Source organism: Cellulosimicrobium sp. SL-1 (assembly GCF_011033075.1).
In the GTDB taxonomy this organism is placed as follows: domain Bacteria; phylum Actinomycetota; class Actinomycetes; order Actinomycetales; family Cellulomonadaceae; genus Cellulosimicrobium; species Cellulosimicrobium funkei.
Genome location: NZ_JAACJC010000010.1, coordinates 225,497 through 237,709, shown reverse-complemented (window position 1 = coordinate 237,709; position 12,213 = coordinate 225,497). Strand labels below are relative to the sequence as shown.

Below are 12,213 nucleotides of genomic sequence, written 5' to 3'. Positions count from 1 at the left end.
GGAGCGGGTCGTGATCACGCGCGAGGTCGTGCTGGACAACGTCAATCCCACGATCGTGCCGCGCACCACGACCGCGCGAGCACGCACCCCGCGCGAGAAGTCCGCCTGACCCCGACGACCGTCGACCAGGCGATGTAGCTCGGCCGAGCAGGTGGTCCTGGCCCGTCCGGTCACCCGGACGCGCCAGGACCACCTGCTCGGCCCGTGACCGTGACCGGGGGCCGGGGGCATACGGTGGGTCGTCAGGCGTCGGCGCCGACCTTCGAGCCGTAGAGCGTGTCGATCGTGTCGGCGAAATCGTCGATGACCAGGCGGCGCTTCACCTTGAGCGACGGCGTGAGGTAGCCGTTCTGCTCGGTGAAGTCCGTCGTGAGCACGGTGATCTTGCGGATCGACTCGGCCCGGGAGACGGCCTCGTTGGCGTGCGCGACGGCGCGGTCGAGCGCGGCGAGCACGTCGGCGTCGTGCGCGGCCGTCTCGACGTCCATCGGACGCAGGCCGTGCGTCGCGAGCCAGCCCGGCAGCATCTCGGCGTCGAGCGTGACGAGGGCGCCGATGAAGGGGCGCTGGTCGCCCACGACGACGACCTGGCTCACGAGCGGGTGCGCGCGCAGCCGGTCCTCGAGAACGGCCGGCGCGACGTTCTTGCCGCCGGCGGTCACGATGATCTCCTTCTTGCGGCCGGTGATGCGCAGGTAGCCGTCGTCGTCGAACGCGCCGAGGTCGCCGGTGCGGAACCAGCCGTCCTGGAGCGCCTCGGCGGTGAGCTCGGGCTGGTTGCGGTAGCCGCGGAAGATGTGGTCGCCCTTGACGAGGAGCTCGCCGTCCGCGTCGATGCGCAGCGACGTGCCGGGGAACGCGGGCCCGACCGTCCCGATCTTCGTCAGGCCGGGCAGGTTCACGGCCGTGGGGGCCGTGGTCTCGGTGAGGCCGTAGCCCTCGAGGATGCGCAGCCCGACACCGCGGTAGAAGTGGCCGAGCCGCTCGCCGAGCGGCGCGCCGCCGGAGATGGAGTACGTGAGCCGACCGCCCATGGCGGCGCGCAGCGTCGAGTAGACGAGCCGGTCCGCGACGGCGTGCTGGAGGCGCAGCCCGAGCGCGGGGCCGCCCGGGGCGTCGAGCGCCCGGGACCAGGTGATGGCGACCTTGGCCGCCCAGTGGAAGATCTTGCGCTTGGCGCCGGTCCCGGTCTTCTGCTCGGCGGTGTTGTAGACCTTCTCGAACACGCGCGGCACGGCGAGCAGGAACGTCGGGTGGAACGAGCCGAGGTCCGCGACGAGGTTCTTCGTGTCCCAGGAGTGCGCGAGGACCGCGTTCGACGCGACGACGACGACCTGGATGAACCGGGCGAACACGTGCGCGAGCGGCAGGAACAGCAGGGTGCGTGCGCCGTCGGCGTCGAGGATCTCGGCGAGGCCGGCCCGGCCGTTGAGCGCGAGGTGCACGAAGTTGCGGTGGGTGAGCTCGACGCCCTTGGGGCGCCCGGTCGACCCGGACGTGTAGATGACCGTCGCGAGGTCGTCGACGCGCTGCGCGGCCCGACGGCGCTCGACCTCCGCGGCCGGGACGTCGACCCCGGCGGCGCGCAGGGCGTCGACGGCGCCGTCCTCGACGACGAGGACGTCCTCCAGGCCGGGCAGGCGGTCGCGCACGGTCGCGACCTCGGCCGCGTGGGCCGCCGTCTCGACGACGGCGAGCCGGACGCCGGCGTCCGACAGGATCCAGTGCACCTGCTCGGCGGACGACGTCTCGTAGACGGGGACGGGCACGGCACCCACGGCCCAGGCGGCGAAGTCGAGGAGGGTCCACTCGTAGCGGGTGCGCGACATGATCGCGACGTGGTCGCCGGGCTCGATGCCGCGCGCGAGCAGGCCGCGGGCGACCGCGACGACGTCGTCCTCGAACTCCTGCGCGGTGACGCGCTCCCACGGACCGTCGGCGGTGGTGCGGCGCTCGACGAGCGTCGCCCGGGGGTCGCGCGCGACACGGTCGGTGAGGAGGGTGCTGATGGTCGCCGTGGGGGAGACCTCGACGAGGCTCGGCGACGTGTGTTCCGTCATGAAACTCTCCGCTGAGTGGGACGGTAGGGAGGGACGGCGAGCCACTTTACTCCGTACTCCGAGTATCGAGTTCCTCGACGCCCGACGGGCACCCCTAGGATCGGTGAGTGACGAACGACCCCGGGCAGCCCGCCGTCCCCGACGAGATCCTCCGCCTGCGCGACAGCATCGACAACATCGACGCGGCGCTCATGCACCTGCTCGCGGAGCGGTTCAAGTTCACGCGCCGCGTGGGCGAGCTCAAGGCGCAGGGCGGGCTGCCGCCCGCGGACCCGGACCGGGACCGCCAGCAGATCGCCCGGCTCACGGGCATCGCGAGCTCCGCCGGTCTCGACCCGGAGTTCGCCGAGCAGTTCCGCGCGTTCATCGTCCACGAGGTCATCCGCCACCACGAGCGCATCGCCGCCGAGCACGCCGCCTCGGGCGAGGGGACCCCGGTCCTCGACACCTACTCCTGACGGCCCGGCAGCGGGCCGGGCGGGGGTCCGGAGGCCGGCGCGAGGTGCCCCCCGGCCCCGACGCGCGGTGGCGACCCCCGTCGATCTGACGGACCCTGGTGGGGACCCAGGGCGGGCCCCCGGCGTCGGCACCGCCGCGTCGGGCGGCCCTCCCGCCACGCCGACGGACGTCATGAGGTGTTCGCATGAAGATCGATTGGCTCAAGCCCCTCCTCGGCCATCCTGGCCCCTTCGCGACGGTGTACATCGACGCGACGCGCGCCAACGAGGCCGGGGACCGCGAGGTCGAGAACCGCTGGAAGGGAGTGCGGCGCCAGCTGCACCAGGAGGGCGCGCCGGACGCGGTCCTCGACGACCTCGAGGAGGTGGTGCTGCGGCCGACGCGGGTGGGTGGCACCCACGGGCGCGTGCTGATCGCCGACGACACGGGCGTGCTCGTCGACCGGGTCGTCAAGGACCCGCCGGCGCTCACGAAGGGCTCCTGGGGGCCCGTGCCCGCGCTGCTGCAGGCGGCCCGCGCGGCGGACGAGTCGGTCGACTACGTGCGCGTCGTCGTCGACCGGCAGGGCGCGGACCTCACGTGGTCCGTCGCAGGCGGCCACCTGCCCTACTCGGAGCCGGAGACGGTCGAGGGCGGCCACGACGTCATCAACAAGGTCCGCACGGGCGGGCTCTCGCACAAGCGCATCGAGTCCCGCGCGGAGGACTCCTGGGAGCGCAACGCCGAGGCGGTCGCCGCGGAGCTGGAGCGCCAGGCGGCCGAGTACCGGCCCGAGCTCGTGCTGCTCACCGGTGACGTGCGTGCCGTGCCGCTCGTGCGGGGCGCGCTCGGGCACGCGATCTCCGAGCTCGTGGTCGAGGTCCCGGGCGGCGGCCGGGGCGCGGGGATCAACGAGGCCTCGTTCGAGGCGAACGTGGCCGACGCGCTCGACAGCTACCGGGAGCGTCGCCGCGAGAAGGTCCTCGCCGAGTTCCGCCAGGAGCAGGGCCGTGAGTCGGGGGCGGTGACGTCCGTGGAGGACGTCGTCGCGGTGCTCGCGCGCGGCCAGGTCAAGGAGCTCGTGCTGGCCGACGAGTACGGGCAGGACGGCGCGCTCGACGGACGCTCGCTGTGGATCGGGCCCAGCCCGCTGCACATCGCGGCGACCCGCGAGGAGATCGAGTCGCTCGGCGTGACCGACGGCCTGGAGAAGCTGCCCGCCACGGTCGCGCTCGTGCGGGCCGCCGTCGGGCAGGACGCCGGGCTGACGTTCGCGCCGGAGGGAAGCGTCGAGCTCATCGAGGGCGTGGGCGCGACGCTCCGCTGGGCGGACGAGGGGACGCCGCGCGAGGTCGCGGCGACGATGTCCGGCGACGACTCGCGGCTGCGCGGCGAGATCATCTAGGCCCACCGTCACCGACGACGACGCCCTCCCCGGCCGCGGCCGGGGAGGGCGTCGTCGTGCTGTCGTCGTGCGGGGTCAGCCCTTCTTGCGGGCCTCTGGCTCGCCGAGCTCGGAGGAGACGACGACGATCCCGCCCTGGACGGCCGGGTCGCCCTGGCCCTCGGCCGCCGCGACGAGGTCGAGCGTGCCGGTGACGCGCCCGCCGTTGCGGACGTCCACGACCGACGCCTCGACGCCGGGGAGCGACGCCGCCGGCACCGCGACCTGCGCCGCGAGGATCGGGGTGCGCATCGACACCTTCGCCTCCGACTTGACCTTGCGCAGCGCCGCGAGCGCGTGGCCCGCCGCGGTGAGGACGGCCGGGTCGGCGTCGCCCGCGGCCGAGCGCGCGACGTCGGGCGTGGGCCACGGCGCGCGGTGGATCGAGCCCTCCGAGGCGCGCCACCAGGACCACACCTCTTCCGTCGCGAACGGCACGAACGGCGCGAACAGGCGCAGGAGCGTGTCGAGCGCGATCGCGAGCGCGACGCGCGCGGACCGGGTCTCGGCGGAGACGTCGGAGGCCGCGGCCCCGGCACCGTACGCGCGGTCCTTGACGAGCTCGAGGTAGTCGTCGCAGAACGTCCAGAAGAACGTCTCGGTGACCTCGAGCGCGCGCGTGTGGTCGTACGCCTCGAACGCCTCGGTCGCCTTCTCGACGACGGTCGCGAGGCCCGCGAGCATCGCACGGTCGAGCGTCTCGGTGACGAGCGCCGGGTCGAGGACGATCTCGCCCGTCCCGGTCTCGGCGTCGACCCCGAACGACAGCGCGAACTTCGACGCGTTGAGGATCTTGATCGCGAGGCGACGGCCGATCTTCATCTGGCCGACCTCGAACGCCGCGTCCGTGCCGAGGCGGGCCGACGCCGCCCAGTACCGCACGGCGTCCGACCCGTGCTCCTCGAGCAGGCCCATGGGCGTGACGACGTTGCCCTTGGACTTCGACATCTTCTTGCGGTCGGGGTCGAGGATCCAGCCGGAGATCGCGGCGTTCTTCCACGGCAGCGAGCCGAACTCGAGGTGCGAGCGCACGACCGTGGAGAAGAGCCACGTGCGGATGATGTCCTGGCCCTGCGGTCGCAGGTCCATGGGGAAGACGCGCTCGAACAGGTCGGGGTCGACCTCCCAGCCGCCCGCGATCTGCGGCGTGAGCGACGACGTCGCCCACGTGTCCATGATGTCGTTCTCGCCCACGAACCCGCCCGGCACGCCGCGCTGGTCCTCGGTGTACCCCGCCGGCACGTCGGACGACGGGTCGACGGGCAGCGCGTCCTCGGACGGCACGATCGCGTGGTCGTGGTCGATCTCGCCCGACTCGAGCACGGGGTACCACAGCGGGATCGCGACGCCGAAGAAGCGCTGGCGCGAGATGAGCCAGTCGCCGTTGAGGCCGCCGACCCAGTTCTCGTAGCGCACGCGCATGAAGTCGGGGTGGAACGCGAGCTCCTTGCCGCGGTTCAGCAGCTCCTGGCGCAGGTCGCGCGTCGTGCCGTCGGCCGTCGTCCAGTCGCGGCCGCCGTTGCGGATGTACCACTGGCGCGACGTGACGATCTCGAGGGGCTTGTCGCCCTTCTCGAAGAAGTTCGCCTTGCGCTGGGTCGGCACGGGCTCGCCGTCGAGGTCGCCCGCGTCGCGCAGCGCGTCGACGACGACCTGGCGCGCGGAGAACGTCGTCTTGCCCGCGAGCTCGGCGAACACGCCCTGGCCGGCGCGCGACGTGATCCAGTCCGGCGTCTCGCGCACGATCCGGCCGTCGCGCGTGATGATCGAGCGCGTCGGGAGCTGCAGCTCGCGCCACCACTGCACGTCGGTGAGGTCGCCGAACGTGCAGCACATCGCGATGCCCGCGCCCTTGTCGCGCTCGGCGGCGGGGTGGGCGAGGACGGGCAGCTCGACGTCGAACAGCGGCGAGCGCACCGAGGTGCCGAACAGGTGCTGGTACCGCTCGTCGTCGGGGTGCGCGACGAGCGCCACGCACGCCGCGAGCAGCTCGGGGCGCGTGGTCTCGATGAGGACGGGTGCGCCGTCGTCCGGGGTGCCCGGCGCGACGCGGTGGAACGCGACCTTGTGGAAGTGGCCCGGGTAGTCGCGCGCCTCGAGCTCGGCCTGCGCGACGGCGGTCTGGAACGTCACGTCCCACAGGCCGGGGGCCTCGGCCTGGTACGCCTCGCCGCGCGCGAGGTTGCGCAGGAACGCACGCTGCGCCGCGGTGCGGGACCGCGCGTCGATCGTCTGGTAGTGCTGCGCCCAGTCGACCGAGAGCCCGAGCCGGCGCCACAGCGCCTCGAACTGCTTCTCGTCCTCGGCCGTGAGCCGCTCGCACAGCTCGATGAAGTTGCGGCGGCTCACCGGCACCTGGTCGGCGGCCTTGACGGACTTGCCCTCGCCGCCCTCGTGCGGGGGCTCGAAGCCCTCGACGTAGGGGAGCGTCGGGTCGCAGCGGACGCCGTAGTAGTTCTGGACGCGCCGCTCGGTGGGCAGGCCGTTGTCGTCCCAGCCCATCGGGTAGAACACCTCGAGGCCGCGCATGCGCTGGAACCGCGCGACGACGTCGGTGTGCGTGTAGGAGAACACGTGGCCCACGTGCAGCGAGCCCGAGACGGTCGGCGGCGGGGTGTCGATGGAGAAGACCTGCTCGCGGGTCTTCGAGCGGTCGAACGCGTACGTCCCCTGCTCGGCCCAGCGCGCGTCGTAGGTGTCCTCGAGCCCGTCGAGGCTCACCCGGTCGGGTACGCCCGCTACCACCGCGCGGACGACGTCGGCGGCCGTGGCGGGCGCGGAGGCGTTGTCGGGGGATGCGGTGGGGGCGGTCGGTCCGGGCGACGAGGGTGTCGCGGCGGCCTCGCCCTGCGGGAAGTCACTCATGGTCCACCATCTTCCCAGATCCGCGGACCCGGTCCTGCCCTCGCCCGGGTGACGGACGGCCCGGCACGCGCGTGCCGGGCCGTCCGCGCCGCGACCTAGCGGGGCGCCGTCGCGCAGCGCAGGGTCGGCGCGAGCCAGTCGGCGTGGTCCCAGGCGTCGCCGTCGCCCGCCGTGCCGGCCCGCAGCGTCACGACCGTCGCACCCGTGACGTCGACGTCGAACGACGACGCCGCAGCGCCGCCGCGCAGCGTCGGGCTCGTCCAGCGGGCCACGCCGTCCGCGAGGACCGTCGCGACGACGCTGCCGCGGGTCCCGGACTCGGCGTCGACCCCGACCGAGCCCGTCAGGCGCGTGCAGGCGCCACCGACGCGGACCTCGACCTCGCTCGCCGCGTGCACCCCGAGCCCGACCGGGCTCGTCGCACCCGCGACCGTGAGGACGCCGCCGTCGCCCGCGGCGGCCTCGCCGTTGCTCCGGTCGCGCTCGACGGGCCCCCAGCCGTTGTCCGCGCGCTGCAGGGGCAGGGAGGAGACGCCGTAGAGCTGCTGCGCGGCGAACACCGTGGCGAGGGTGCCGGGGGAGAGCAGCGCGACCCCGGCGCTCGTGCTCCGCGGCAGACCGGCCCACAGCTGGTTCGCCGCGGCGGCGCGTCCCCAGAGGCCGGGCGTGCCCTGAGCGCGGTAGTGGTCGAGGTACTGCCCGGGCTGACCACGGCTCGCGAGGTGCCCGTCCGCCTCGTGCGTCCACTCCTGGCGGACGGCGTCGCGCTCGCACGGCGCCAGGGTCGCGGGCGTGCGGGCCACCAGGCACAGGTCGGGCCGTGCGCCGCTGTGGATCGCGCCGCGCGCGTCGAGGAACCAGGTCTGCTCCGCGCTGGTGTCGCAGTCCGCCGGAGCCGCTGTCACGAGCACCCGCGGCGCGGTTGCCGCGAGGTCGACGTCGAGGCACCGGCCCCCGTCCACGGTGACGCGGGCAGGGGTCGGGAGCAGCGCGGTGGCGGACTCCGCGAGCCCCGTCGAGCGCACCAGCGCGGCGAGCCCGTCCTTCGCGGCGGCATCTCCGCCCAGGAGCGCCGCCCGCCGCTCCGCGACATAGCTCTCGACCCGCGTGACCCCGGCCTGCACGGCGAGCGCACGGTCCGCGACCTGACGCGCCGTCGTGCCGAGCCCGGACAGGTCGTCGGCCCAGCTCGTGAGCAGGAGGCGGGTGCGCGCGTCCAGCACGGGCGCGGTCTGGCCCGCGAGCGGCGCGAGCGCGGCGTCCAGCTCCCGCACCTCCACCGCGCGGAGCGCCTCGTAGCCGGCCTCCTGCCCGACGACCACCGCGGGCGCCAGAGGGGCGAGGTCCGTGGGGAGCGAGACGGCGCCGTGCGCCGTGGTGGTGCCGTTCACGCGGCACAGGATGCGCGCGCGCGACGGGTCGGCGGCCTCCTCGAGATTGAGGTTCACCTGCTTCACACCGTCGGAGGCGTCGATCGACACGTTCTCGACGCGGCCGCCCACGTAGGTGACCTCGACCCAGCACTGGCGTGCCGGCCCGGTCGCCCCTGTGTCCGGGGCGGGCAGGCTGAAGACGTTGCCGTAGTTCGACCGCATCGCGGGGAAGAGGGCGGTGCGGGCGGGGTTCGCCGGGTCGTAGGCCCCGAGCACCGTCATGACGGGGACGCCGACCTTGCGCGGCTTCGCCGCGGTGAACGACGCGTCGCGCACCCGGGCGTCCACGCGGTCACCGGTCGCCGGGTCCCAGTCGCGGTAGCCGCTGGGGTACGCCGGGTCGGGCACCACGGTGCGCAACGACTGCTGGATGCGCGTCGCGCTGTACCCGGTGTGGTGCGTGTAGCGCGACAGGTCGCTGGTGGGGAAGCCCCCGGACATCGCGTCGCGCTGGTAGTTGTACAGCCCGGCGAAGCTCTGCCGGAACGGGGTGCCGGCGACGTCGATGCCCCCGGGCACGAAAGCCTGGTTGTTGACGAGGTTGGACCGCATCCGGTCGCGGTAGGCGATGTAGCCCCACCCGCTCTCGCTGTGGTGCGTCGCGTTGATCACGCGCTCGTCGCCGGTCTTGGTGTCGTCCACGCCGGGGTAGTGACCGAGCCCGAACGAGTGCCCGATCTCGTGGCTCCACTCGTTGCCGACGGAGTCGTAGAGGGTCGCCATGCCGTTGCCGCCGCTGAGCCCGTGCACGACCCGGCCGTTGGTGTAGGCCCCGGCCGAGTGGTGGTAGACGCGCTGGTTGAACGTGCCGGGCTGGTTCTGCGTCATCGGGGCGCTGGGGATGCCGAAGCCCGCGAGGTTGACCCCGGTGGAGAACTGGGCCTTGCCCACGTTCTCCCGCAGGTCGCCCGAGTAGACGTCCCCTGTCGTCGCGCTGGTGCCGGGGGAGGTGTAGATCGTGCCGGAGGCCACCATCACGCGGTCGAGGCGCACCGGTTCGTAGCGTGCGACGACGAGCCGGGACACGGGGATGGTCTGGAAGTAGTCCGTGGCCGCTCGCACGGTGTCGTCGAGCATGACGTGGCCGCTGCCCGTCGGGGGGTCGGTCAGCATGCCCAGCTCGGTGCCGTTGACGACCAGCTCCGTCGGCGCGGCGACCTGGATCGACGCGGCCGGGAGCGTCCCCGTCCGTCCACCGTCCGCGGTGAACGCGAGCGACAGGCCCGGGACCACCGCGTCCCAGGGCAGCTCGACGGTCCACGCCCGGTTGCTGTAGACGACGTCGCGACGACCCTCGGTGTCGGTCACGTCGTCGCGTGGGACGGCGCTCGGGGGTGCGAGGGGCAGCGTCGTGCGAGGCCGCCCGTCCACGGACACCGCGACCGTGAGCGACGACACCGCGGAGGTGGGGGTGACCAGGAGCAGCGCCGCGCGCTCGGCCACGAGCGTCGGCATGTTGCGCGCGGTGTTGCCCGCGGGGTCGATCGTGTGGCTCTGGGCGAGCTGCACCATGGCGCCGAGCGCGCCTGTGAGGTCGTTGCGCACCGGGCGGGGCGACCCGTCGGCGCGTGTGTCGTAGAAGCCGAGCGGGCCCGGGTCCTCGGGGACGGCGCCGGCCGCCGCCGTCCCGGTCGGCGCCCAGGGCGGCGCGGCCGTGGCCGCAGCGGCGGCGGCCAGGAGCGTTCCCGCTCCGACCGCCGAGAGAAGGGCGAGCGCCGCGGCCGTGCCGAGGCGTGCGAAGCGGCGGGGCGGACGCTGGTGTCGGGTCACGGGTGGGTCCTCTCGCTGGCGGAACGTCGTTGTCCGTGCTCTGCGAAGGGGCGTGCCGGCGCCCTGCTCACGAATCGATGTTCGTGAGCGATCCTGCGTGATTTCACACTAGAACTGTCACGCTCGCGCTGTCCAGTGGTGGTGTTCTTCCGCCATCGCGCCCAGCCGGGTCGCCGCGGCTGCCACCGTCGTGCCTGGAGGCCTAGGCTCGGTCCATGTCGTCCTCCTCCCGGTCCGGCCTCACCGTCGGCTACGCCGCCATGCTCGAGCAGTTCCACCCGACCGAGGCCGTCGCGCTCTCGGCCTACGCGGAGGAGCACGGCTTCTCCGGGACCATGGCGGCCGACCACTTCCAGCCGTGGGTCCCGGCGCAGGGCGAGTCGTCGTTCGTGTGGAACGTGCTCACGGCGCTCGGCGAGCGGACCCGGGGCGACCTGGGCCCCGGGGTCACCGCGCCGACGTTCCGCTGGCACCCCGCGATGGTCGCCCAGGCGTCGGCGACGCTCGCCGCGATGTACCCCGGCCGGCACTGGCTCGGGCTCGGCTCCGGGGAGGCGCTCAACGAGCACGTCGTCGCGGGCTACTGGCCCGAGGCGCCCGAGCGCATCAACCGCATGTTCGAGGCGATCGACGTCATCAAGAAGCTGTTCCAGTCCGGGCTCGACAACAAGGACGTCAAGCACTCCGGGCAGTTCTACAAGATGGAGTCCACGCGGCTGTGGACCATGCCCGAGGTCGCCCCCGAGATCCTCGTCGCGACCGCCGGCCCCGTGACCGCGAAGCGCGCGGGCCGCCACGCCGACGGCCTCATCACCGTGGGAGCGCCGCTCGAGAAGATCTCCATGCTGTTCGGCAAGTTCGACGACGGCGTGCGCGAGTCCGGCCGCGACCCCGAGGCGATGCCCAAGGTGCTCCAGCTCCACCTCTCCTGGGCCGCGACCGACGAGGAGGCGCTCGCGAACGCGATGACCGAGTGGCCGAACGGCGGCATGAAGTTCCCCAAGGCGGACATCCGCTCGCCGCACGACTTCGAGCAGATGGCCAAGCTCGTGCGCCCGGAGGACTTCGAGGGGCGCATGGTCATCTCCGCCGACCCGGACGAGCACCGCGCGTACATCCAGAAGTTCGTCGACCTCGGGTTCGACCGCATCTACCTGCACAACGTGGGCCGCAACCAGCGCGAGTGGATCGAGGTCTTCGGCCGCGAGGTGCTCCCGAAGCTCACGCGATGAGCGAGCACGACACCGCACCCGGCGGGCCCGACGGCGGCGCGGGCCCCGACCGGTCCGCGCGCCTCACGGTGTGGGCGCCCGAGGGCCTCGGCGAGGTCCGTCCGGGCGACGACCTCGCCGCGCTCGTGGGCGACCTGCTCGCGAGCGAGGCGCTCGCGGAGGGCGACGTCGTCGTCGTGACGAGCAAGGTCGTCTCGAAGGCCGAGGGTCGCGTCGTGGCCGCGGCGGACCGCGAGCAGGCGATCACGGACGAGACGGTGCGCGTGGTCGCGACGCGCGAGCGTCCCGGGCAGCCGCCGCTGCGCATCGTCGAGAACCGGCTCGGCCTCGTCATGGCCGCGGCGGGCGTCGACGCGTCGAACACCCCGGAGGGCACGGTCCTGCTGCTCCCGCTCGACCCCGACGCCTCCGCGCGGGGGCTGCGGGGCGCGCTCCGCGAGCGGTTCGGCCTCGACCGGCTGGGCGTCGTCGTGACGGACACCTCCGGCCGGGCGTGGCGCGACGGCCTCGTCGACATCGGCATCGGGGCCGCCGGGGTCGTCGTCGCGGAGGACCTGCGCGGCGGCGTGGACTCCCACGGGCGGCCGCTGTCGGTCACCGTGACCGCCGTCGTCGACGAGGTGGCGGCCGCGAGCGAGCTCGTGCGCGGCAAGGCGGCGGGGCGGCCCGTCGCCGTGGTGCGCGGGCTCGGGCGGTACGTCGGGAGCGAGGACGGTCCGGGCGCCCGTGTGCTCGTGCGCGGCTCGGGCGACGACCTGTTCCGCGAGGGCAGCGTCGAGGCGTACGCCCGCGGGCAGGCCGACGCCCGCCGCGACCAGGAGGGCGACGCCGCGCGGGAGGCCGCGTACGCCGACGGCTACCGCGCCGGGTTCGCCGAGGGGTACCGCGAGGGCTCCGGGAACGAGCCGGTCGCGGACTGAGGTGGGGCGCGCCCGCGGCGGCGAATCCCCTGGCGTGCGCCCCGTCGTCGC

General features: G+C 73.9%; 7 protein-coding genes. 4 read left to right on the top strand and 3 right to left on the bottom strand.

What is annotated here, in order from left to right:
- Positions 1–242 precede the first annotated feature (242 nt).
- Positions 243–2,060 carry an AMP-dependent synthetase/ligase gene (locus GWJ10_RS16515; RefSeq protein WP_163188576.1) on the bottom strand — a complete coding sequence of 606 codons (1,818 nt, stop codon included), beginning with the start codon at positions 2,058–2,060 and terminating at the stop codon, positions 243–245.
- A 107-nt stretch (positions 2,061–2,167) separates the two neighbouring features.
- Here GWJ10_RS16515 and GWJ10_RS16510 point away from each other — a divergent pair, with 107 nt between their 5' ends.
- Positions 2,168–2,518 carry a chorismate mutase gene (locus GWJ10_RS16510; protein WP_021482739.1) on the top strand — a complete coding sequence of 117 codons (351 nt, stop codon included), beginning with the start codon at positions 2,168–2,170 and terminating at the stop codon, positions 2,516–2,518.
- A 185-nt stretch (positions 2,519–2,703) separates the two neighbouring features.
- Entirely contained in the window at positions 2,704–3,903 is a 1,200-nt protein-coding gene (locus GWJ10_RS16505; protein ID WP_034655925.1) for a Vms1/Ankzf1 family peptidyl-tRNA hydrolase, read from the top strand.
- Positions 3,904–3,978: 75 nt separating this feature from the next.
- Here the strand turns inward: GWJ10_RS16505 and valS are convergent, their stop codons facing one another.
- Complete coding sequence (gene valS / locus GWJ10_RS16500) at positions 3,979–6,807, bottom strand: valine--tRNA ligase (RefSeq protein ID WP_163188574.1); 2,829 nt, start codon at positions 6,805–6,807, stop codon at positions 3,979–3,981.
- Positions 6,808–6,902: 95 nt separating this feature from the next.
- Complete coding sequence (locus tag GWJ10_RS16495) at positions 6,903–10,010, bottom strand: M66 family metalloprotease (RefSeq protein WP_163188572.1); 3,108 nt, start codon at positions 10,008–10,010, stop codon at positions 6,903–6,905.
- Between the two features lie 215 nt (positions 10,011–10,225).
- Between GWJ10_RS16495 and GWJ10_RS16490 the strand changes: the two genes are divergently transcribed.
- The gene (locus GWJ10_RS16490) at positions 10,226–11,242 is read left to right on the top strand and encodes a TIGR03557 family F420-dependent LLM class oxidoreductase (RefSeq protein WP_163188570.1); all 1,017 of its coding nucleotides are present in this window, start codon (positions 10,226–10,228) and stop codon (positions 11,240–11,242) included.
- The gene (cofE, locus tag GWJ10_RS16485; RefSeq protein WP_163188567.1) at positions 11,239–12,162 is read left to right on the top strand and encodes a coenzyme F420-0:L-glutamate ligase; all 924 of its coding nucleotides are present in this window, start codon (positions 11,239–11,241) and stop codon (positions 12,160–12,162) included. Before GWJ10_RS16490 ends, cofE begins: the two co-directional genes overlap by 4 nt.
- The last annotated feature ends 51 nt before the right edge of the window (positions 12,163–12,213 follow it).

What these genes read in the sequence shown, in the direction of transcription:
- valS (WP_163188574.1), bottom strand. Translation starts at nt 6,807, where the DNA reads ATGAGTGACTTCCCGCAGGGCGAGGCCGCCGCGACACCCTCGTCGCCC.
- GWJ10_RS16505 (WP_034655925.1), top strand. Translation starts at nt 2,704, where the DNA reads ATGAAGATCGATTGGCTCAAGCCCCTCCTCGGCCATCCTGGCCCCTTC.
- GWJ10_RS16490 (WP_163188570.1), top strand. Translation starts at nt 10,226, where the DNA reads ATGTCGTCCTCCTCCCGGTCCGGCCTCACCGTCGGCTACGCCGCCATG.
- cofE (WP_163188567.1), top strand. Translation starts at nt 11,239, where the DNA reads ATGAGCGAGCACGACACCGCACCCGGCGGGCCCGACGGCGGCGCGGGC.
- GWJ10_RS16515 (WP_163188576.1), bottom strand. Translation starts at nt 2,060, where the DNA reads ATGACGGAACACACGTCGCCGAGCCTCGTCGAGGTCTCCCCCACGGCG.